This window comes from Streptomyces roseolilacinus, from assembly GCF_014649335.1.
GTDB classification, from domain to species: Bacteria; Actinomycetota; Actinomycetes; order Streptomycetales; family Streptomycetaceae; genus Streptomyces; species Streptomyces roseolilacinus.
This window is the reverse complement of record NZ_BMSV01000001.1, coordinates 878,400-899,049: the sequence shown is the minus strand read 5'-3', so window position 1 is coordinate 899,049 and position 20,650 is coordinate 878,400. Positions and strand designations below refer to the sequence as shown.

Here is a 20,650-nt window from a genome sequence, read left to right as displayed (position 1 = left end):
GTCGCTGCCGGGGGCTACTTGTTGGCGGCGGCCACGGCGGCGACGGCGTCCTTGACGGCCTTCACCGTGCCCTCCATCAACTCGCCCGCGGCCGGGGCCTCGGCGCCCGCGTAACCGGTGCCGTTGTAGGAGACGGTGATCACCACGTTCTCCGTGCGGACCACGATCACGCCGTAGCGGAAGGTCTCGCCGGTCTTCTTCAGGGAGTAGCTGACGGCGCGGGCCTCGTTGCCGATGCCCGGCGCGGACGAGGTCCGCACGTCGATGGCGCCCTCGGCCGCCTTCGCCTCGGCGACCTTGTCCGTGTACTTGTCCTGCGCGCGCTTCTCGCCGCCGCCGAGCGTCGGGTCCGAGTCGAAGCGCAGCAGCGAGACGTCCAGCCAGCGGTAGTCGGAGCCCTTGACGCCCTTGTCCTCCAGGCCGTTCCACGAGCAGCTGCCGCGGCTGGTCATGTCGGAGGACTTGCCGGGCGTACCGGACTTCGTCTTCACCTCCGGCACGAGGTCCTCGACCGTCTTCGCGGTGACGGCCTTGCAGGCGTCCGGCAGCTTGGCGAACTTCGCCGGGGCGACGCTCGGCGCGGGCGCCGCCGTCGTGGCGGGCGCGGCCGAGGCCCCGCCCGCCGCCGACGCGGAGGGCGACGGGGACGCGCCGGAGCCGGGGTCGTCCGACGAGCAGCCGGCGGCGACGAGCATCACCGGGACGGCGGCGCAGGCGAGTATGCGGGTGAGACGCGGGGCTGATCGGTGCATGGTTCCTTCAGTCGCTCTGTCGCTTGTCGTACGAGTCGCTCGTACCGGCCTGTCATACGGGTCCGGGCGATCCGGCCCGGCCACGGTAGCCCGTCCGGGCGCCCGGACGGGGGCCGTCGGGGTACTCCGGCACGCGTCGGGGCGCGGTGCGCGAGCCTCCGGGGCCCGGCTACTCGTCGAACCGCTCGGCCAGACGGTCCGCCAGCCGGCGCGCCTTTTCCTGCAGTTCCTCACTGTCCGGAACCTCCCCGACACGCGTGGGCTGGGCCGCGTACCGCACGGTCACGATCACGTTCGATGTGCGGAACACCACGCTGACGACGCGCTGCTGGGTGACCGATCCGGCCGGGGTGAGGACGTCGTCGAGGAACGCCACGTCCCCCAGGTCGGTCAGCGTCCGGGACTCCAGGCCCTCGGGCGGTGTGGAGGCCGTGGGAGTGGGGGTGGGGGTGCCGGGGGAGACGGTCTGCGCCTGCTGCCCGCCGGGGACGAGGGCGGTGCCGGCCGTTCCGGGGGCGGCGGCGGGCTTGGATGCGCCGGTCAGGGGAGCGGCGGGGGCGGCGGGCTTGGACGCGCCGGTCAGGGGAGCGGCGGGCGCGCCGGTGCTCGGGGCCGCGGTGGTGGGGGGCGAGGCGGGGGCCAGGCCGGCGGCGGACTCCTTGGTCGTGTACACCTCCTGCGCCCGCGTCTCGTCGCTGACGGACGGGTCGTAGGAGACCACGCGCTCGAAGTCGAGGGAGAGGTGGTGGGTGGCGTCCGGGCCGTCCGCCTTCCAGGCGCAGCCGACGCGGCGGTCCGTGTCGTACGTGACGGCGGCGGTGCCGCGCAGGACGCGGTCGCGCTGCTCGACCGGCAGGGCGGTGACGGAGGGGAGCATGTCCTGCAGGGTGGCGAGGGGGACGGAGCCGCAGGGTTCGAAGAGGGTGCGGTAGCGGCCGGGCTGGGCGATGGTGCCGGCGGTGGTGCCGGTCTTGGCGTCGGTTCCGGAACTGTCTGTTCCGGAGTCGGAACTGCACCCGGCGAGGGCGGTCGCACTGACCGCCGCGAGGAGTGCGGCCAGACCGGATGCGTACGCCCTTCGCTGCACGGTTCCGGGCTCCCTTCCCTGCGGTCACGGTGAAAACAGCTTGCCGGTGGTCGGCGGCCGGTGAACACAATGTGTATCGCACGCGCGCCGTTACTGCCGGTCTGCTGTCATTTATGTCAGTTCTGGCATCGGATTTTGCGCTTTCTGGCTTTTCAGGGGGATCGAGGAAGTATGTCGTACGTCGAGGTTCCGGGTGCGAAGGTGCCCATTCGGATGTGGACGGACCCTGCCGCGGTGGAGGACGTCGCCCTCCAGCAGCTGCGGAACACCGCGACCCTGCCGTGGATCAAGGGGCTCGCCGTGATGCCGGACGTCCACTACGGCAAGGGCGCCACGGTCGGGTCCGTCATCGCCATGCACGGCGCGGTCTGCCCGGCGGCGGTCGGTGTGGACATCGGCTGCGGCATGTCGGCCGTCAGGACGTCGCTCACCGCGAACGACCTGCCGGGCGACCTCTCCGGGCTGCGGTCGCGGATCGAGCAGGCCATCCCGGTGGGCCGGGGGATGCACGACGAGATGGTCGACCCCGGGCGGCTCGAGGGCCTCGCGGCGACCGGGTGGGACGACCTGTGGGCGCGGTTCGACGGCATCGCGGAAGCGGTCAAGTTCCGTCAGGAACGGGCCACGAAGCAGATGGGAACGCTCGGAAGCGGTAACCACTTCGTCGAGGTCTGCCTGGATTCGACCGGATCGGTGTGGCTGATGCTGCACTCCGGGTCGCGGAACATCGGCAAGGAACTGGCCGAGCACCACATCGGCGTCGCCCGGAAGCTGCCGCACAACCAGGACCTGATCGACCGGGACCTCGCGGTGTTCGTCGCCGACACGCCGGAGATGGCCGCGTACCGCAACGACCTGTTCTGGGCGCAGGAATACGCCAAGCACAACCGCACGGTCATGATGGCGCTCCTGAAGGACGTGGTCCGCAAGGAGTTCAAGAAGGCCAGGGTGACCTTCGAGCGGGAGATCTCCTGCCACCACAACTACGTGGCGGAGGAGCGGTACGACGGCATGGACCTGCTCGTCACCCGGAAGGGCGCGATCCGTGCCGGGAGCGGCGAGTACGGCATCATCCCCGGTTCCATGGGGACCGGCTCCTACATCGTGAAGGGCCTCGGGAACGAGAAGTCCTTCAACTCCGCCTCGCACGGCGCCGGTCGGCGGATGAGCCGGAACGCCGCCAAGCGCCGGTTCTCCACGCGGGACCTGGAGGAGCAGACGCGGGGCGTGGAGTGCCGCAAGGACTCCGGCGTCGTCGACGAGATCCCCGGCGCGTACAAGCCGATCGAGAAGGTCATTGACCAGCAGCGGGACCTGGTGGAGGTCGTGGCGAAGCTGAAGCAGGTCGTCTGCGTGAAGGGCTGAGCCGGCCCGCCGGCCCGGCCCCGCGCGTCAGCCCTCCCGGTGCACCTTGTGGTTCGACGCCTGGGCGCGGGGCCGGACGACCAGCAGGTCGATGTTGACGTGCGGCGGCCGCGTCACGGCCCAGGTGATCGTGTCGGCCACGTCGTCGGCCGACAGCGGGTCGGGCACCCCCTCGTAGACCTTCGCCGCCCGCTCCGTGTCGCCGCGGAACCGGGTCGTGGCGAACTCCTCCGTCTTCACCATGCCGGGCGCCACCTCGATGACCCGGACCGGGGTGCCGACGATCTCCAGGCGCAGCGTCTCGGCGAGGACCCGGGCGCCGTGCTTGGCGGCGACGTAGCCCGCGCCGCCCTCGTACGTGGCGTGGCCGGCCGTGGAGGAGACCACGACGACCGTGCCGGCGCCGCTCCCGGTGAGCGCGGGCAGCAGGGCCTGCGTCATGTGGAGCGTGCCGATGACGTTCACCTCGTACATGCGGCGCCAGTCCTCGGGGTCGCCGCTCGCCACCGGGTCGGCGCCGAGCGCGCCGCCGGCGTTGTTGACCAGGACGTCGCAGCGGTCCAGGGAGGCCGCGAAGGCGTCGACGGCCGGGCGGTCGGTGACGTCGAGGGCGTACGCCGTGGCCTGGTGGCCGGCTTCGGCCAGCTCGGCGGCGAGGGCCTCGATACGGTCCTTGCGGCGCGCGGTGAGCACGACGCGGTGGCCGGCCGCGGCCAGGTGGCGCGCGGTCGCGGCCCCGATGCCGCTGCTGGCTCCGGTGACGACGGCGACGGGCAGGGCGGCGGCGGTCATGGTCTGCGTGCTCCTCGGGCCGGTGAGCGGTACGCCGCCAGCATAGGCGCGCCCCGGTGCCCGTGTGGGGTGTACATGATCATTGGCCGGGGCGGTCGTGGGCCGGTGGCGCGGGTCCCGCGTGGCCGGCCTCGGACGAGGGAGGGGAAAGCGGCACCTTCCGGACATGAGGACGAGGCGCGGGGGTGCTGGGGCGGTGCCCGTCGCGACGGTGGTGGACACGGCGTGGAACGGCGGTGCGGCCGACCGGAGCCCGGGTGGCGGCGGGCACCGCGTGCTCGTCCTGGAGACCGGCGACCCCTGTGTGTTCTGGCCGATTCCCACCCCCGCCCGGTTGATCCGGGAAGCCCCGGACGGTGAGACTCGGCTCGTGATCATCGAACGTGCGTACGCTCATGTGGCCTCCTGCGATGACGGCGAGTGGCCCTGGTCGGTGCCGTGTGTGCGGGCCCTGACGGGGGACGGGCTGCGCTTCACCGCGCCGGTGACCTTCCTCGTGGGCGAGAACGGGTCGGGCAAGTCGACGCTGGTGGAGGCGCTGGCGGAGGGGTTCGGCCTGGATTCCTGGGGCGGTTCGCACGACTGGCGGTACGCCACCGACCGGGGCCGGTCGGTGCTGGGGGAGCGGGTCCGGTTCGACGCGGCGTCACCGCGCGGGCGGCGGATGATGAGGAGCCGGGCGGCCCGCAAGGGCTTCTTCCTGCGGGCCGAGACGGCGCTCGACGCACTGGACCGGGAGGGTTTCGCCCCGGAGACGGTGAGCCACGGTGAGGGCTTCCTCGCGGCGTTCCGCGGGAAGTTCCTGCAGCCGGGGCTGTACGTGATGGACGAGCCCGAGGCCGCGCTGTCGTTCACCTCCTGCCTCGAACTGCTCGGGCACATCGACCGGTTGGTGCGGCAAGGCGGCCAGGTGGTGTGCGCGACGCACTCGCCGCTGCTGACCGCCCTGCCGGGAGCCGACATCGTCGAGGTGGGCGACCACGGGCTGCGCCGGGTCCCCTGGGGCGAACTGGCGCTGGTCGACCACTGGCGGCGGTACCTGGCCGATCCGCAGGCGTACCTGCGGCACGTCCTCGACCGGTCCGAGGCCCCGGGCTCGTGACGGGCGGCACGGGCCGGGGGCGCCCGGTCCCCGGCCGGGGCGGCGCTCAGTCCCGGGCCCAGGCTATGTACCCGTCGGGGCGGACCAGCAGGGCGCCGCGACGGGCGGGGTTCGCCCAGGTGGCCCGCACGACCCCGCCGGGCGCGGTGGAGATCTCCAGGGCGGCCGGGTGCGCGCCCCGGGGAGCGACCAGGACGAAGGAGCCCGCGCGCAACAACTCGTACAGACGGCCCTCGGCGAGGGAGAGGTCCGGGGCGCGCCGTCCGGCGAGGCGGTGCGCGCCGCGCCCGGCGGGGTAGGAGACGCCGATCCCGCTGAGCGTCCCCGTCACCTTGGCGGAGAGCGGCCGCACCGTGGTGACGAGGCGGACGGCGGCGGCGCGGGCGGCGCGCCGGAGCGGGGTGCGGGCCATGGCGAGGCGGATGATCGTCCCGCTGCCGCGGAGGACGGCCGTGCCGACCGGGTGCCGCTCGGCGTGGTAGCTGTCGAGGAGCGCCTCGGGATCCCGGGTGTCGCCGCGCAGGACGGCGGCGAGCTTCCAGGAGAGGTTCGCGGCGTCCTGGAGGCCGGTGTTCATGCCCTGGCCGCCGGCGGGGGAGTGGACGTGCGCGGCGTCGCCGGCGAGCAGGACGCGGCCCGCGCGGTAGGCGGGCACCTGTCGTTCGTCGCTGTGGAAGCGGGAGATCCAGCGGGCGTCGTGCATCCCGAAGTCCGAGCCGAGGGCGCGGCGGGCGATGCCGCGGAGCTCGTCGAGGTCGACGGGGGCGCCGTCCGGGACCTGGCGGCGCCGGTCCCAGCCCATGACGCGGTACCAGCCGTCACCGAACGGGGCGGTGAACGCGAACGCGTCGCCCTTGCCGTCGGCGGCCAGCACGTCCTCGGGCGGATCCGTCAGGCGGACGTCCGCCAGGACGAGCGAGCGGACCACGGGGCGGCCGGGGAACGGCAGGCCGAGCTGGTCGCGGACCGTGCTGCGGACGCCGTCCGCGCCGACCAGGTAGCGGGCGCGGAGCCGGACGGCCGCGCCGCCGCCTGTCGAGGGGGCGAGTTCGGCGGTGACGCCTTCGGTGTCCTGTCGCAGGGCGCGCAGCACCGTGTCGTGGCGGAACTCCACGCCGGCGGCGCGGGCGCGGCGCTCCAGCAGGCGCTCCACTTCGTACTGCGGGGTGACGAGCAGGTAGGGGAAGCGGGAGCGCAGTCGCGAGAGGTCCAGCGACAGCCTGCCGAACAGGCGCAGCCGGGTGAGGGTCGTGCCCGTCCCCACCAGCTCGTCCGCCAGGCCGCGGGCGTCGAGGAGCTCCAGGGTCCGGGCGTGGACGCCGAAGGCGCGGGTGAGGTTGCCGGTCGCGTGGGAGCGGCGCTCGACGAGCGTGACGCGGAGCCCGGCCGCCGCGAGGTCGCCCGCGAGCAGCATCCCGGTGGGGCCCGCGCCCACGACGACGACGTCCGCGTCGGTGTGCGTGCGGGTGTCGGTGCCCGGTTCGCCGGTCATGCCGATGCTGGTCATGCCTGCCTCCTCTGGCCGACCCGTGAGGGCCAACGGCCGTGGGCCAACGAATGTTGGTCAACGCTTGTTGGCGAATGTAGGACCGAAGGGGCTGGCGTGTCAACACTTGTTGGCCTACAGTCGTTGGCATGAAGCACGAAGCCGTCGCCGACACCCCCGCGGACCCCGCCCACGCCCCGCGCCGCTCGGACGCCACCCGCGCCGCGATCCTCGAAGCGGCCCGGGAGCGGTTCGCCGCGGACGGCTACGAGCGCGCCACCATCCGGGCGATCGCCCGCGACGCGGGCATCGACCCGTCGATGGTCATGCGCTACTACGGCAACAAGGAGGGCCTGTTCACCGCGGCCTCCGAGATAGACCTGCGGATACCGCGCCTGGGCGCCGTGCCGGCCCGGCACGTCGGCGCCGTCCTCGTCACGCACTTCCTCGACCGCTGGGAGGCCGACGACGTCCTGACGGGCATGCTCCGCGTCGGCGTCACCAACGAGGCGGGCGCCGAGCGGATGCGGGAGATCTTCAAGGCCCAGCTCGGGCCGGTGGTGGCGGGGGTCTGTCCCGATCCGGCGGACGCCCCGCGCCGCGCCGCGCTCGTCGCGTCGCAGATCCTCGGCATGGCGCTCGCCCGGTACGTGCTGCGGTTCCCGCCGGCGGCCACGATGTCGCGCGACGAGCTGATCGCCTGGCTCGCCCCGACGATCCAGCGGTACCTGACCGCGAAGCAGCCGTAGCGGCCCGGCCGTGACGGCGGGGCGTCAGGCCGTCGCGCCGCCGAACTCGCGCAGGGCCGTGCGGACGATGTCGTCCAGGCGGGAGTGGTGGGCGCCGCGCCAGTACACGCGGTCGCAGGCCGTGCAGCGGGCGAAGACGTCGTACGTGCGCCGGGTGCCGTGCTCCAGGCGCTCGCGCACCTCGTCCTTGTCCGCCTCGGTCAGCACGCCGTTGCAGGCCGTGCAGCGGGTCCACGGGGCGAGGCGCGGGGCGAAGCGCTCCAGCACGTCGCGCAGCTGCTCGTCCGGCTGGTGGCTGTAGACGTACGCGCCCGCCCACAGCTCCCGGCGGCGCAGCAGCCCCCGGTCGCGCGAGAGCATCACCCGCCGCTCCCGGGCCGACTGCGCGGCCAGCGCGGCGTCGCCGATGTCCTCGCTCTCGTACGCCGCGTCCACGCCCAGCAGCCGCAGCCGCCGCGCGAGCGTGCCCAGGTGGACGTCGAGCAGGAACCGGAGCGGCGCCCCCGGCACCTCCTGCGGGCGCCGCACACCCCGCACCTCGACCTCCTCGCCGGCGGTCGGCACGTGCGCGGTGGGGACCGGTTCGCCGGACACCAGCAGGGCGCCCACCTCGGTGAGCGGCACGCCGAGCGACTCGACGACGTGCCCGAGCGTCGACGCGCCGTCCGTCACCAGGGCCGTACGGCCGGCGCGCCGGGGCGCCGGCACGAACAGGTCGAGTTCGGGCGCGAAGCTGATGTGGATCTCCGGTCCGTTCACGCGGTCAGGATGCCATCGGGCGGCCCGCCCCAGCCAGGTCATTTCCCGACCGGTACCGAGGCCCGTGCCGGTGCCGAGGCCCGTGCCGTCCACGGTCGCCGGCCCGTGCCGCCGGGACCCGTGCCGCCGGGACCCGTGCCGCCCACGGCCGTCGTCCCGGTCCGTGTCGTCCACGACCGCCGGCCCCCGTCGTCCGGCCCGCCGCGGCCGCCGGCCCGCTCCGGACCGGCACGGCTCCGGCCCGCGTCCTCCGGCGCCCCCGCTCCTACGCCACCGCCCTGAAGTGGGACGCCACCCGGCCGTCCTCGTCCACCACGTGGAAGGCCACCCCCGGGGGCGCCGCGCGGTCGGTGAACCCCTCGCCGGCCTCCCACGGCATCCGTACCGTCGACACGACGCCCGGGGCCACCACCAGCGGACGACCGGCGAACGTGGTGACGGCCGGGGTGTGGGCGTGGCCCGTGAAGAGAGCCGGGACGTTCGGGCGGCCGGTCAGCAGGCGGGCCAGGTCGTCGGCGTTCAGGAGGTTCATCCCGTCCACCACCGGGTGGTGCAGCGCGGCCGGCGGATGGTGGAAGGCCGGCAGGGCGGGCGTACCGCCCAGGTCGTCCAGGGTCCGCTCCAGCCAGCCGAGCGTCTCCGCGTCGAACCGGCCCGCGTCCTCGCCCGGGATCGTCGAGTCGCACATCAGCAGGGCGTGGCCCGCCACGTGGTGCACCCGGTTCACCGCCGCGCCGGGGTCGCCGGACCCGTCCTCACCCAGCAGGACCTTCCGGTAGGCCGCCCGGTCGTCGTGGTTGCCGGGGCAGGTGTACGCGGGTGCCCGCAGCTCCGCCAGCACCTCCGCGGCCAGCGCGTACTCCTCGGGCGCCCCGTGGTCCGCGATGTCGCCGGTGACCAGCACCGCGTCGGGCTGCCGGGACAAGCCGCCCAGGTACCGGACGACGCGGACGGCGCGCTCCGTCGCGCGCTCGGTTCCGTCGAGGTGCAGATCGCTGATGTGGGCCAGCAGCACGGGATCCCCCTTGGACGTGCCTAATGGTAAGAGGACTCTAAACCATTAGATCCGGCTCGTGCGGTCCGATGTCACCCGACATGGCCGACGCCCTGGTCGACGCTCGGCGCCAGGCGTCCGGGGGAGTGGTCGGAGAGGCGGCCGTCCTGCGGTTCGAAGCCCGTCCAGCGGATGCGCGGCTCCCCGCGGGTTCGTCACCCACCTCTCGGATTCGCGGCCCGTCGCCCGATCAGGGCCCGCTTCACGGCACGAAGCCCACCCCGGGGCATGCCACCCGAGGCATGCCATCCCACGGCGGGAAGCCCACCCCGAGGCGCCGCCTGGCACGGGCGGCAGGCGTGGGGGAACGACGGACGCGCGGGCGCCGACCCGTCGGCCCTGCACGCCGACGCCGACGCCGACCCGTCGGCCCTGCACGCCGACGCCGACGCCGACCCGTCGCCACCGCCCGTCACACGTCGGCGCCGACCCGTCCACACCCCACGCGACGGCACCGCCGCGTCGCCCCGCGCCCGCGGCGCGGCGGCCGTCAGGGCCAGACGAGGCAGTACGGCTGGTGGCCGGCCTCGTGGAGCCGTACCGAGAAGTCCTGCCACTCGTGCAGCAGCTGGTAGACGTCGAACGCGTCGCGCGGCCCGCCCCGGTCCGGGACCGTCGACCAGATGAAGGCGGCGGCGCCCACGGACTCCTCGCCGACGCCGCGCAGCGGGTCGACGACCGTCATCGGCAGCTTCACCACCGCGTAGTCGGGGTGCAGCACCACCAGTTCCAGCGGCGGCACCTTGTGCAGGGGCATGCCCTGGAGGCCGGTCAGCACCATGGCGGCTATGGTCTCCGGCTTGATCTTGGTGAACATCCCGCCCATGCCCAGCTCGTCACCGCCGAGCTCCTCCGGCCGCATCGAGATCGGCACGCGCGCGGCCGTGGCGCCGTTGGGCGCGCCGAAGTACTTGTAGGTCACCCCCATGCGGCCACCCCTGCTCCCCAGGGGATCGGTCCCCAGGGGCTCGCTTCTCGCGGGGCCCTCCCGCTGAGGGCCATCATCCCGCCGTACGGGCTCCCGCGGGGCGGGATCGTCCCGCTGTCGCCGGTGCCTCCCCCGCCGGGCACGCTCGGGGCCCAGATCGCCGGTCCCCTCGCCCAGTCCGCCACCGCGATGCATATCTCCACCCGACTGCTTGCAGGGCGACACGGCCCCCGCCGCGCAACCCGATCATCGTGTCAGTGACCTCCCCCGCGGACGAGTGGTGAAACACCTGTCCGCAAGAACGTCCCGGCCTCTGACACCATGGTTTCCGTGAGCTCTCCCTATGACGCCCCAGTTTCGCAGACGCGGAGGGCCGATGCCTTGCCGGAAACAAGGTCCGGAAACTCCGTGATCTCTCAGCTTCGCCCGAGCGGGGGAACGTCCTTGTGAAACAAGATCGTGAGGGAAGGCATCGCGCCGAAGCAAGGCCGACCGGCCGATTGTCGTGAAACCGGATGCCGTGAAAGGGAACACGGCTCGCCCCACCTCTGCGGGACCGTCCCGCCGCTCCTTCGGCGGTGGCGCCCGCACCAGCCGTCCGCCCACTCGTTCTCGCAGGTCAGGACCCACGTGTCGTACTCATACGAAGCCCCAGTCTCACAGTCGCTCTTCGACCGCGCCTCCCAGGTGACGCCCGGCGGCGTGAACTCCCCCGTCCGGGCCTTCCGCGCCGTGGGCGGCACGCCCCGCTTCATGGTGTCCGGTACGGGGCCGTACCTCACCGACGCGGACGGGCGCGAGTACGTCGACCTCGTCTGCTCCTGGGGGCCGATGATCCTCGGCCACTCCCACCCCGAGGTGATCGCCGCCGTGCAGGCGGCCGTCGCGCGCGGCACCTCCTTCGGCACGCCGGGTGAGGGCGAGGTCGCGCTCGCGGAGGAGATCGTGGCGCGGGTCGCCCCGGTCGAGCAGGTGCGGCTCGTCTCCAGCGGCACCGAGGCGACCATGTCGGCGATCCGCCTGGCCCGCGGCTTCACCGGCCGCAGCAAGGTGATCAAGTTCGCGGGCTGCTACCACGGCCACGTGGACGCGCTGCTGGCCGCCGCCGGGTCCGGCGTGGCCACCTTCGGGCTGCCCGACACCCCCGGTGTCACGGGCGCGCAGGCCGGCGACACGATCGTGCTGCCCTACAACGACCTGGAGGCCGTCCAGGAGGCGTTCCACCGCCACCCGGGCGAGATCGCCTGCGTGATCACCGAGGCGTCCCCCGGCAACATGGGCGTCGTCCCGCCCCGCCCCGGCTTCAACCAGGGCCTCAAGGACGCCTGCGCCAAGAACGGCGCGCTGTACGTCTCCGACGAGGTCATGACCGGTTTCCGCACGTCCAAGGCGGGCTGGTACGGCGTGGACGGCGTCACGCCCGACCTGATGACCTTCGGCAAGGTCATGGGCGGCGGCTTCCCGGCCGCGGCCTTCGGCGGCCGCGCCGACGTCATGGCGCACCTCGCGCCGGCCGGCCCCGTCTACCAGGCGGGCACGCTCTCCGGCAATCCCGTCGCCACCGCCGCGGGCCTCGCGCAGCTGCGGCTGCTCGACGACGCCGCGTACGAGAAGGTCGACGCGGTCTCGCGGGAGATCCAGGGCCTGGTGACGGACGCGCTGGCCAAGGAGGGCGTGGCGCACCGGCTGCAGAACGCCTCCAACATGTTCTCGGTCTTCTTCACCGACCGCGAGGTCCGCGACTACGAGGACGCCAAGCGGCAGGAGTCCTTCCGCTTCACCGCGTTCTTCCACTCGATGCTGGCGCAGGGCGTCTACCTGCCGCCGTCCGCCTTCGAGTCGTGGTTCGTGTCGACGGCCCACGACGAGCGCGCCGTCGAGCGGATCGCCGCCGCGCTGCCCGCCGCCGCCCGTGCCGCGGCGGAGGCCACGGAGGGCGCGGCATGACGGGCGTGCGGTCGGAGGACGTGACCGTCGTCCACCTGATGCGCCACGGCGAGGTGCACAACCCGGACGGCATCCTGTACGGCCGCCGCGCCGGGTACCACCTGTCGGAGCTGGGCCGCCGGATGGCCGACCGGGTCGCCGAGCACCTGGCCGGGCGGGACGTCGCGTACGTCGTGGCGTCCCCGCTGGAGCGGGCGCAGGAGACGGCGGAGCCGATCGCGAGGACGCACGACCTGAGCCTCGCCACGGACGAGCGGCTGATCGAGGCGGCCAACGTCTTCGAGGGCAAGACCTTCGGCGTCGGCGACGGCGCGCTCCGCAAGCCGGGCAACTGGCGGCACCTGACCAACCCGTTCCGGCCGTCGTGGGGCGAGCCCTACGTCGAGCAGGTGGTGCGGATGATGGGCGCGCTCGGCGCGGCGCGCGACGCGGCCCGCGGGCGCGAGGCGGTGTGCGTCAGCCACCAACTGCCCATCTGGATAGTGCGGAGCTTCGTCGAGCAGCGCCGGCTGTGGCACGACCCGCGGCGCCGGCAGTGCACGCTGGCGTCGCTGACGACGTTCACGTACCAGGGCGACAGGATCGTCTCGGTCGGCTACAGCGAACCGGCCCGCGATCTCGTTCCGGCGCACCTGCTCGCGGGTGCCAAACCGGTGAAGGGAAAGTCGAAGGCATTCGGCGCCTGACGCTCCCGAGTCGATGATCCCGGCGTCGGAGTAACCGTTTCGTCACTCAGACGATCATGTGATTATCGGCGGAACCCCGCTTCCCCTTTCCGCATCTCCCGGAGTGCCGGGCCGGAACGCGCCCGGCGCACCCGAGAGCGGAATGGGGGAGCGGTATGCGCGCGGTCAGTCGAAGGGGTTTGCTGGGAGCGGGAGTCGGCGCCGCGGCCGCCCTCGGGACGGGCGGCTGCGGCGCCCTCGGGGGCGACCGCGGAGACGGCGCCCGCCCCCCGGGGGCCGGCGACGGGAACCCGCCGGGCGGTGGACCCGGGGACGGCGGGGGCGGCGGTACGCGGCAGGGGCGCCCCCTCGGCGACGGCTCCACCGCCGACACGGGGAAGCAGCCCCACCAGCCCGCCCGCCCCGCCCCCCTGGAACCGGGCCAGACCCCGCCGCAGTTCGTGGTCTTCTCCTGGGACGGCGCCGGAGAGGTCGGAAACGGCCTCTTCCCCCGCTTTCTCGACCTCGCCAGGGACCACGGCGCGGCGATGACGTTCTTCCTCTCCGGGATCTACCTCCTCCCCGAATCGAAGAAGACCCTCTACCGCCCGCCGCGCAACCGCCCCGGCGCCTCCGACATCGGTTACCTCACCGACGCGCACATCAGGGAGACCCTGGAAAACGTCGGGCGGGCCTGGCTCGACGGCCACGAGATAGGCACCCACTTCAACGGCCATTTCTGCGGCGGCCCCGGATCCGTCGGGAACTGGACCCCCGACGACTGGCGCGAGGAAATCGACCAGGCGGTGAAATTCGTCACCGAATGGAAGACCCACACCGGCTGGACCGACCTCGACCCGCTCCCCTTCGACTACCGCAGGGAACTGGTCGGCGGCCGCACCCCCTGCCTCCTGGGCCGCGACGGCCTGCTGCCCACCGCCGGCAGGCTCGGCTGGCGCTACGACGCCTCGTCGCCCGGCGGCCTCCAGGTCTGGCCCGACAAGCGGGAGGGCCTGTGGGACCTGCCGCTCCAGGCCGTACCGTTCCCCGGCCACTCCTTCGAGGTCCTGTCGATGGACTACAACCTCCTCGCCAACCAGTCGAAGAACTCCACCCAGGGCGTTCCCTCGCGGTACCCCGGCTGGAGGAAGCAGGCCACCGAGGCGTATCTGGCCGGATTCACACGCGCGTACGAAACGAATCGGGCGCCCTTCTTCATCGGCAACCACTTCGAGCAGTGGAACGGCGGAATCTACATGGACGCCGTCGAAGAGGCGCTCAAAGGAATGGCCGGAAAGAAGGACGTGCGCCTCGTCTCCTTCCGGCAGCTCGTCGACTGGCTCGACGCGCAGGACCCCAAGATCCTGGAGAAGCTCCGCTCCCTGGGGGTGGGAGAATCCCCGACCGGCGGCTGGAACGCCTTCCTTCGGGCTTAACCCGACTTCACAAGGGGCTTTACGGGCACCCAGGGGGCCGGGCAAGATCCGGAAAACGGCCATGCGAAACTTTTCACATGAGCCACAGCCGTGCCCACCGAGGCCTCCTGCTCACCGCCGGCGCCCTGGCGGCCGCGCTCGCGCTGACCGCGTGCAGCGGCAGCCCCAAGGGCACGTCCGGCGGGGGCGGCAACACGAACTTCGTCACCAACATCGGCGGCATCGCGACCATCGCCAAGGGCGAGCGCCCCGCGCTCAACGAGCTCGCGGGCGAGACGCTCGACGGCGGCCGGCTCGACGTCGCCGACCTCAAGGGCAAGGTCGTCGTCCTCAACCTGTGGGGCGACTGGTGCAACCCCTGCCGCGCCGAGGCGCCGCACTTCGTGAAGGTCGCCGGTGAGCTGAAGCCCCGGGGCGTCGAGTTCGTCGGCATCAACACCCGCAGCGACAAGCTCGAATCGATCAAGTTCGAGAAGGACTTCAAGGTCCCGTACCCGAGCCTCTACGACCGGTACGGCAAGCTCGTCCTCAACGGCTTCCCCAAGGGGGCGGTCCAGCCGCAGGCCATCCCCTCGACCCTCGTCCTCGACCGTGACGGGAAGATCGCCGCGCGCGCCCTGAAGGCGCTCTCCGAGAAGGAGCTGCGCTCGATGATCGAGCCGGTGCTCGCCGAGAAGGCCGGCGGGCAGTAGCCCATGAACGAGACGGTCTTCAGCGGGGCCCTCCTGCTGGCCCTGCCCGTCGCCGTCCTCGGCGGCCTGGTCTCCTTCTTCTCCCCCTGCGTGCTGCCCCTCGTCCCCGGCTACCTCTCGTACGTGACCGGGGTCACCGGCACCGACCTGGCCGAGGCGCGGCGCGGCCGGATGGTGCTCGGCGCCGGCCTGTTCGTCCTCGGCTTCTCCGCCGTCTTCGTCTCCGGCGGCGCCCTGTTCGGCTACTCGGGCCAGACGCTCCTGGAGTACCGCGAGGTCCTGGGCAGGGTCCTCGGCGTGGTCATGATCCTCATGGGCCTCTTCTTCATGGGGCTCATGCCGTGGCTCACCCAACGCGAGTTCCGGTTCCACAAGCGGCCGGCCGCCGGCCTCGTCGGCGCGCCGGTCATCGGCGTGCTCTTCGGGATCGGCTGGACGCCGTGCGTCGGCCCGACGCTCACCGCCGTCAACGCGCTCGCGCTCAGCGAGGCCAGCGCCGGGCGCGGCGCGCTGCTCACCCTCGCGTACTGCCTCGGGCTCGGCGTGCCGTTCATCGTCGCCGCCGTGGCCTTCCGCAAGGCGCTCGGCGCGTTCGGCTGGGTCAAGCGGCACTATGCCTGGGTGATGCGGATCGGTGGCGGCATGATGATTCTGACCGGCCTGCTCCTGCTGACCGGCGCGTGGGACGCGCTCGTGCAGGAGATGCAGAGCTGGTCCAGCAGTTTCCAGGTGGGGATCTGAGGTCACCATGAGCAACACCGAACAGACCGGGCAGGCCGGGCGGTCCGAGGAAGCCGGGCGGGCCGCGGCGGACGAGCAGTCCCTCGGCGCCGCCGGCGAGCGGCTTTCGACCGCCCCGGACCAGGACCCCGAGCCCGCGTCCGCCGGACTGCCCGCCCTCGGCTTCGTCGGCTGGATCCGCTGGTTCTGGCGGCAGCTGACCTCCATGCGGGTCGCGCTGATCCTGCTGTTCCTGCTCTCCCTCGGCGCGATCCCCGGCTCCCTCATCCCGCAGAACGGCGTGGACGAGACGAAGGTCGCCGCCTTCAAGAAGTCCCACGAGACGCTCGCGCCGATCTACGAGAAGCTCCAGCTGTTCGACGTCTACAGCTCGGTGTGGTTCTCCGCGATCTACATCCTGCTGTTCGTCTCCCTCATCGGCTGCATCGTCCCGCGCACCGGGCAGTTCGTCGGCCAGCTGCGCAGCCGCCCGCCGGCCGCGCCCAAGCGGCTCACGCGCCTCCCCGCGTACACGACCTGGCGCACCGGGGCCACGCCCGAGCAGGCCCGCGAGGCGGCCCTGAGACTGCTGCGGAAGAACCGCTTCCGGGCGCACGCGGCGGGTGACGCGGTCGCCGCGGAGAAGGGCTACCTCCGCGAGGCCGGCAACCTCGTCTTCCACATCGCACTGATCGTGATGCTCGTCGCCTTCGCCGCCGGGCAGCTGTTCCGGTCCGAGGGCGGCAAGCTGATCGTCGAGGGCGACGGCTTCGCCAACACGCTCAGCCAGTACGACGACTTCCGGTCCGGCTCGCTGTTCTCCCTGGACGACCTCAGCCACTTCAGCTTCGAACTGAAGCGGTTCACCGGTACGTACGAGGCGACCGGCCCGCAGCGCGGCACGCCCCGCACCTTCGAGGCAGGCATCACGTACTCCGAGGACGGCGGCCCCGACAAGGAGGCCGTGGTCCGGGTCAACGAGCCGCTGGAGGTCGACGGCGCCAAGGTCTACCTGATCGAGCACGGGTACGCCCCCGTCGTCACCGTCCGGGACGGCAAGGGCGAGATCGTCCGGCGGAGCCCGGTACCGCTGCTGCCGCTCGACGCCAACGTCACCTCGCAGGGCGTCGTCAAGGTGAAGGACGGCTACCGCGACAAGAACGGCAAGCGGGACCAGCTGGGCATCCCGCTGTTCTTCGTGCCGACCTTCGCCGGCGAGGGGCAGGGCCAGATGTTCTCCGTGTTCCCCGCGCTCGTGGACCCGCGGCTGAGCGTCTCCGCGTACCACGGCGACCTGCGCGCCGACTCGGGCGTGCCGCAGAACGTGTACCAGCTGGACACCAGCAAGATGAAGCCGTTCAAGGACGCGAACGGCGAGATCCTGAAGAAGCAGCTCAAGCCCGGCGAGACCTTCACGCTGCCGGACGGGGCCGGCTCGATCACCTTCGAGAGGGAGGTCAAGGAGTGGGCCAGCTTCCAGATCAGCCAGCAGCCCGGCAACGGCTGGGCGCTGGCCGGCGCCGTCGCCGCGATCCTGGGCCTCGTCGGCTCGCTGTTCATCCAGCGGCGCCGCGTCTGGGTCCGGGCCGTCGAGGGTGAGGACGGCGTGACCGTCCTGGAGATGGCGGGGCTGGGGCGGAGCGAGTCCGCGAAGCTCCCCGAGGAGCTGGCCGAGCTGGCGGCCGCCCTCCACTCCGTCGCGCCCACCGCACCGCCCGCGCCCGCGGACGACGCACCGGCGAACGACGCCGAGAACCGTGACGCCGCCGGCCACGACCCCGTGGACGACGGCGCCGAACCCGCCGAAGAGGCTGTTCCCGCCGAAGGGGCATCGCAGTGATCATCGCCGCCGCCAACGAGAACCTGGCGCACATCAGCAACGTCCTCGTCTACTCGGCCATGGCCGTGTACACGCTGGCGTTCCTCGCGCACATCGCCGAGTGGGTGCTCGGCAGCCGCAGCAAGGTCGGCCGCACCGCCGCCGCCCTCACCGTCCCCGCCGGCGGCGCGGCCGCCGCGCCCGCCGTCCAGGTGCGCGGCAAGCAGGCCGCCGGCACCGCCGTGCTCGACGAGCCCACGATCGTCACGCGCGGCGCCGCCGGGGCGCGGAACGTCCCGGACGGCCCCGGCGCGGCCGCCGGCGACGAGAAGGGCGACCTGTACGGGCGCGTCGCCGTGTCGCTCACCACGCTGGCGTTCCTGCTGGAGGCCGGCGGCGTCGTCTCCCGCGCCCTGTCCGTGCAGCGGGCGCCGTGGGGCAACATGTACGAGTTCTCGCTGACGTTCTCCACCGTCGCGGCCGGCGCGTATCTCGCCTTCCTCCTCGCCGGGAAGAACGTCCGCTGGCTCGGCCTGCCCCTGGTCACCACCGTCCTCCTCGACCTGGGCCTCGCCACGACCTGGCTCTACACCGAGAGCGACCAGCTCGTCCCCGCCCTCGACTCGTACTGGCTGTGGATCCACGTCTCCACCGCGATCTTCTGCGGCGCGGTCTTCTACATCGGCGCCGTGACCACGCTGCTGTACCTGCTGCGCGACGGGTACGAGGCCAAGGTGGCGCGCGGCGAGACGCCGGGCGCGTTCACCCGGTCGGTCATGGAGCGGCTGCCCGCCGCCGCGACGTTCGACAAGTTCGCGTACCGCGTCAACGCCGCCGTCTTCCCGCTGTGGACGTTCACGATCATCGCGGGCGCCATCTGGGCCGGCGACGCGTGGGGCCGCTACTGGGGCTGGGACGCCAAGGAGGTCTGGTCCTTCATCACCTGGGTCGCCTACGCCGCGTACCTGCACGCCCGCGCGACGGTCGGCTGGAAGGGCCGCAAGGCGTCGTACATCGCGCTCATCGCCTTCGCCTGCTGGCTGTTCAACTACTACGGCGTGAACCTCTTCGTGAACAGCCTGCACTCGTACGCGGGCGTCGAGTGACCCCTCCGCGGCGGTAGCGGCCGCGGCCACCGGCCACGGTCGCCGGCCGTGGTCGCGGCCGTGGGAGCGGTGGCGGGGGCCGCGTCACCGCGCGACGCTGGAGGCATGGACAGGGACGCACTCCCGGCCGCCGGGACCCCCGGTGACCGGCACGTCCTGCGGTTCACGGTCCCCCTCGGCCGCCCCGAGGAGGACGTGTGGCCGGCCGTCGCGGACCGCGGCGGGCTGGCCTCCTGGCTGGCCGCCGTCGACGTGCTGGAGCCCCGCCTCGGCGGGGCGGTCGTCCTGCGCGGCCTCGACGAGCCCGGCGGGCCCGCCGTGTCCGGGACGGTCACCGCGTGGGACGTGGAGCGGGTCGCCGAGTACTCCCTGCGGGGCGACGCGGGGCGGCTCCGCTTCCACCTGGAGCCCGGCGAGCACGGGGACCGGGACGCCACCGTGCTGCGCGTCACGCACACCTTCGAGGGCCCCGACCACCTGCGCCGCGCCCGTCTCGCCGCCTGGCCGGCCCGCTTCCACCACCTGGCCACCGCGCTGTAGACCCGCCCCGACCGGCCCGCACCGCACCCGACCGGCCCGCACCGCACCCGGCCGGGAGCCCCGCGCCCGGCCACGGGCCCCGACCCACGGGTGCCCGGCCTACGGGCGCCGCGGCGGCAGGCAGTCCGCAGCGGGCGGCTCGCCCTCCGGCCACGCCATGGCCACGAACCGGGGCGCGCCCCGCGTCAGCTGCACCACCGGCACCGCCTTGTTGTGCGGGTTGCCGTGGTTGTCCAGGCAGATCCAGCCGCTCGCCCCCGGCACCTTCAGGGACCCCTTCACCTGCGGCCACTGCCGTGCCACGTCCGCGAGCGGCGGGACGTGGTCGCCCGGGGGCGTCGCCTCCCGGACGGCCCGCACGGCCGTCGCCATCGCGTCGTACGCGATGATCGTCTGCCCGTCCGCGAGCGCGGTCCGCCCGATCGGTCCCGCCGGCGCCTTCGCCACCGTGCCCAGCGTCCGGACGAACTCCTCGTACGCCGCCGTCGAGCCGCCCGTCTCCGGCGGCCGGTACCCGGGCCGCGCCCGCCACGCGTCCGGGTGCGCCAGCGCCGCGTAGCGGACCGTCAGCCCCGTGTCGAGCGCCGACCGGTCCAGCTGCGGGTCCCCGCCCAGGTACGAGGCCTCGTCGCCGGTCAGCACCGTGATCCGGAGGTCCTGGCAGCCGCGTGCGCCCAGCGCGTTGATGAACTGCCGCAGCTGCGTGTGCCGCCCGGCGAAGAACACCGTCCTCGCGCCCGCGTCGCACACCAGGTGGGTGATCCGCCGGAAGGTGTTGGCCGTCGTGCCCTCGGCGTTGGGGTCGGCGTCGGACGTGAACAGCTGCGACTCGTGCGGGGAGCGGGCCAGCAGGCGGGAGAAGGCGTTCTTCAGGGTGTCCGTGTAGTGGTCGCCGGTCCGCGTGTCGTGCACGAGCAGTGCCTTCGCGGCGTCCACCCGGCCGAAGTGGGCGAGGGCGCGCGCCTCGTCGCCGTTGGTGGGGGAGACCCGGGCGAGGCCGGGGAAGCGGAGGGCGCCGGGTCCGTTGGCGATGTCGTCGGCGGTGATCGTGGTGCCCACGACGGCGATGCCCGCCCGGGTCAGCTCCCCCACCGCCCTGCTCACGGGGCCGCTGCTGGTCGCGATGCCGGACACGGCCCGCAGCCGGTGCGGGGCGCCCGTCATGGTCTTCAGCTGGTCGACGGCCGTCTTCCAGTGGACGTTGTCCTTGCCGGTGTTGGCGAGGAGCAGCCGTATCTTCGGGACCTCGTTGTTCTGCCGGTTGGCCCGGTACTGCTGCGCGAACGCGCCCTGCAGCTCGTTGAGGACCTTCTCGCGGAGCCCCGGGCTCGTCGACGTCAGCGGCAGCAGCAGGGCGACCGTCGCGTACCGGCCGTCCTCCAGCGTGGCGTTCTCCCGCCCGATGGCGTCGGCGACCTGCTTCAGCTGTTCCCGGCCGAAGGCGTAGCCGTTCCCGGCGGTGGCGACGCCGACGCACTCGTCGCTGCCCGCCGGGCGGGACACGCCCGGCGCGCACGACCGGTCCTCGGGCGTGGTGACGCGCTGTACGACGGTGACGGTCCCCCAGACGAGCAGGGCGAGCGCCACCGCACTGGTGACGATCTTCTGGCGGACGGTGTAGAAGACGCGGTACCGGAAGGGGTTCTGCATG

Annotated in this window: 19 protein-coding genes; 11 read left to right on the top strand and 8 right to left on the bottom strand. The window is 73.1% G+C overall.

Annotated features, from left to right (window positions below; translation table 11 throughout):
- Window positions 1-14 precede the first annotated feature (14 nt).
- Complete coding sequence (locus IE106_RS04135) at window positions 15-752, bottom strand: DUF3558 family protein (RefSeq protein ID WP_189529826.1); 738 nt, start codon at window positions 750-752, stop codon at window positions 15-17.
- A gap of 169 nt (window positions 753-921) precedes the next feature.
- Entirely contained in the window at window positions 922-1,839 is a 918-nt protein-coding gene (locus tag IE106_RS04130) for a DUF3558 domain-containing protein (RefSeq protein ID WP_189529825.1), read from the bottom strand.
- 171 nt (window positions 1,840-2,010) lie between these two features.
- On the opposite strand from IE106_RS04130, the gene IE106_RS04125 reads away from it, so the two are divergent.
- A complete protein-coding gene (locus tag IE106_RS04125) occupies window positions 2,011-3,204 on the top strand; it encodes an RtcB family protein (RefSeq protein ID WP_189529824.1) in 1,194 nt (397 codons plus the stop codon).
- 27 nt (window positions 3,205-3,231) lie between these two features.
- Here IE106_RS04125 and IE106_RS04120 read toward each other — a convergent pair whose 3' ends face one another.
- Window positions 3,232-3,996, bottom strand: a complete 765-nt coding sequence (locus IE106_RS04120; RefSeq protein WP_189529823.1) for an SDR family NAD(P)-dependent oxidoreductase — start codon at window positions 3,994-3,996, stop codon at window positions 3,232-3,234.
- Between the two features lie 370 nt (window positions 3,997-4,366).
- On the opposite strand from IE106_RS04120, the gene IE106_RS04115 reads away from it, so the two are divergent.
- Window positions 4,367-5,098, top strand: a complete 732-nt coding sequence (locus IE106_RS04115; protein WP_189529822.1) for an AAA family ATPase — start codon at window positions 4,367-4,369, stop codon at window positions 5,096-5,098.
- A 46-nt stretch (window positions 5,099-5,144) separates the two neighbouring features.
- Here the strand turns inward: IE106_RS04115 and IE106_RS04110 are convergent, their stop codons facing one another.
- Window positions 5,145-6,605 (bottom strand): FAD-dependent oxidoreductase, encoded by a 1,461-nt coding sequence (locus tag IE106_RS04110; RefSeq protein WP_189529821.1) that lies wholly within the window; start codon window positions 6,603-6,605, stop codon window positions 5,145-5,147.
- Window positions 6,606-6,733: 128 nt separating this feature from the next.
- Between IE106_RS04110 and IE106_RS04105 the strand changes: the two genes are divergently transcribed.
- Window positions 6,734-7,333, top strand: a complete 600-nt coding sequence (locus IE106_RS04105; RefSeq protein ID WP_189529820.1) for a TetR/AcrR family transcriptional regulator — start codon at window positions 6,734-6,736, stop codon at window positions 7,331-7,333.
- 24 nt (window positions 7,334-7,357) lie between these two features.
- Here the strand turns inward: IE106_RS04105 and IE106_RS04100 are convergent, their stop codons facing one another.
- From IE106_RS04100 to IE106_RS04090, 3 genes are all read right to left on the bottom strand, one after another.
- Window positions 7,358-8,092: a Mut7-C RNAse domain-containing protein gene (locus IE106_RS04100; RefSeq protein ID WP_189529819.1), complete on the bottom strand. Its 735-nt coding sequence runs from the start codon at window positions 8,090-8,092 to the stop codon at window positions 7,358-7,360.
- 265 nt (window positions 8,093-8,357) lie between these two features.
- Window positions 8,358-9,107 (bottom strand): phosphodiesterase, encoded by a 750-nt coding sequence (locus tag IE106_RS04095; RefSeq protein ID WP_189529818.1) that lies wholly within the window; start codon window positions 9,105-9,107, stop codon window positions 8,358-8,360.
- Window positions 9,108-9,636: 529 nt separating this feature from the next.
- Window positions 9,637-10,269: a hypothetical protein gene (locus IE106_RS04090; RefSeq protein WP_189529817.1), complete on the bottom strand. Its 633-nt coding sequence runs from the start codon at window positions 10,267-10,269 to the stop codon at window positions 9,637-9,639.
- A gap of 435 nt (window positions 10,270-10,704) precedes the next feature.
- On the opposite strand from IE106_RS04090, the gene hemL reads away from it, so the two are divergent.
- The 8 genes from hemL (at window position 10,705) to IE106_RS04050 (ending at window position 18,999) form a co-directional block, all read left to right on the top strand.
- Window positions 10,705-12,021 carry a glutamate-1-semialdehyde 2,1-aminomutase gene (gene hemL / locus IE106_RS04085; RefSeq protein WP_189529816.1) on the top strand — a complete coding sequence of 439 codons (1,317 nt, stop codon included), beginning with the start codon at window positions 10,705-10,707 and terminating at the stop codon, window positions 12,019-12,021.
- Complete coding sequence (locus IE106_RS04080; protein WP_189529815.1) at window positions 12,018-12,707, top strand: histidine phosphatase family protein; 690 nt, start codon at window positions 12,018-12,020, stop codon at window positions 12,705-12,707. Before hemL ends, IE106_RS04080 begins: the two co-directional genes overlap by 4 nt.
- Before the next feature lie 155 nt (window positions 12,708-12,862).
- Window positions 12,863-14,122: a polysaccharide deacetylase family protein gene (locus IE106_RS04075; protein WP_189529814.1), complete on the top strand. Its 1,260-nt coding sequence runs from the start codon at window positions 12,863-12,865 to the stop codon at window positions 14,120-14,122.
- Window positions 14,123-14,199: 77 nt separating this feature from the next.
- Window positions 14,200-14,814 carry a TlpA family protein disulfide reductase gene (locus IE106_RS04070; protein ID WP_189529813.1) on the top strand — a complete coding sequence of 205 codons (615 nt, stop codon included), beginning with the start codon at window positions 14,200-14,202 and terminating at the stop codon, window positions 14,812-14,814.
- 3 nt (window positions 14,815-14,817) lie between these two features.
- Window positions 14,818-15,555, top strand: a complete 738-nt coding sequence (locus IE106_RS04065) for a cytochrome c biogenesis CcdA family protein (protein ID WP_189529812.1) — start codon at window positions 14,818-14,820, stop codon at window positions 15,553-15,555.
- A 7-nt stretch (window positions 15,556-15,562) separates the two neighbouring features.
- Window positions 15,563-17,374 carry a cytochrome c biogenesis protein ResB gene (gene resB / locus IE106_RS04060; protein WP_189529811.1) on the top strand — a complete coding sequence of 604 codons (1,812 nt, stop codon included), beginning with the start codon at window positions 15,563-15,565 and terminating at the stop codon, window positions 17,372-17,374.
- Complete coding sequence (ccsB, locus tag IE106_RS04055) at window positions 17,371-18,459, top strand: c-type cytochrome biogenesis protein CcsB (RefSeq protein ID WP_189529810.1); 1,089 nt, start codon at window positions 17,371-17,373, stop codon at window positions 18,457-18,459. The genes resB and ccsB overlap by 4 nt, the downstream gene beginning before the upstream one ends.
- Window positions 18,460-18,564: 105 nt before the next feature.
- A complete protein-coding gene (locus IE106_RS04050; RefSeq protein WP_189529809.1) occupies window positions 18,565-18,999 on the top strand; it encodes an SRPBCC family protein in 435 nt (144 codons plus the stop codon).
- 99 nt (window positions 19,000-19,098) lie between these two features.
- On the opposite strand, the gene IE106_RS04045 is transcribed toward IE106_RS04050, so the two are convergent.
- Entirely contained in the window at window positions 19,099-20,649 is a 1,551-nt protein-coding gene (locus IE106_RS04045) for a type 1 periplasmic-binding domain-containing protein (RefSeq protein WP_189529808.1), read from the bottom strand.
- Window position 20,650: the final 1 nt, after the last annotated feature.

Bases quoted from the DNA above. Each gene is read 5' to 3' on its own strand.
- IE106_RS04045 (WP_189529808.1), bottom strand. From the start codon at position 20,649: ATGCAGAACCCCTTCCGGTACCGCGTCTTCTACACCGTCCGCCAGAAG.
- IE106_RS04075 (WP_189529814.1), top strand. From the start codon at position 12,863: ATGCGCGCGGTCAGTCGAAGGGGTTTGCTGGGAGCGGGAGTCGGCGCC.
- IE106_RS04080 (WP_189529815.1), top strand. From the start codon at position 12,018: ATGACGGGCGTGCGGTCGGAGGACGTGACCGTCGTCCACCTGATGCGC.
- IE106_RS04110 (WP_189529821.1), bottom strand. From the start codon at position 6,605: ATGACCAGCATCGGCATGACCGGCGAACCGGGCACCGACACCCGCACG.
- IE106_RS04050 (WP_189529809.1), top strand. From the start codon at position 18,565: ATGGACAGGGACGCACTCCCGGCCGCCGGGACCCCCGGTGACCGGCAC.
- IE106_RS04120 (WP_189529823.1), bottom strand. From the start codon at position 3,996: ATGACCGCCGCCGCCCTGCCCGTCGCCGTCGTCACCGGAGCCAGCAGC.
- IE106_RS04135 (WP_189529826.1), bottom strand. From the start codon at position 752: ATGCACCGATCAGCCCCGCGTCTCACCCGCATACTCGCCTGCGCCGCC.
- IE106_RS04090 (WP_189529817.1), bottom strand. From the start codon at position 10,269: ATGCATCGCGGTGGCGGACTGGGCGAGGGGACCGGCGATCTGGGCCCC.
- IE106_RS04070 (WP_189529813.1), top strand. From the start codon at position 14,200: ATGAGCCACAGCCGTGCCCACCGAGGCCTCCTGCTCACCGCCGGCGCC.
- IE106_RS04065 (WP_189529812.1), top strand. From the start codon at position 14,818: ATGAACGAGACGGTCTTCAGCGGGGCCCTCCTGCTGGCCCTGCCCGTC.
- IE106_RS04105 (WP_189529820.1), top strand. From the start codon at position 6,734: ATGAAGCACGAAGCCGTCGCCGACACCCCCGCGGACCCCGCCCACGCC.
- IE106_RS04125 (WP_189529824.1), top strand. From the start codon at position 2,011: ATGTCGTACGTCGAGGTTCCGGGTGCGAAGGTGCCCATTCGGATGTGG.
- resB (WP_189529811.1), top strand. From the start codon at position 15,563: ATGAGCAACACCGAACAGACCGGGCAGGCCGGGCGGTCCGAGGAAGCC.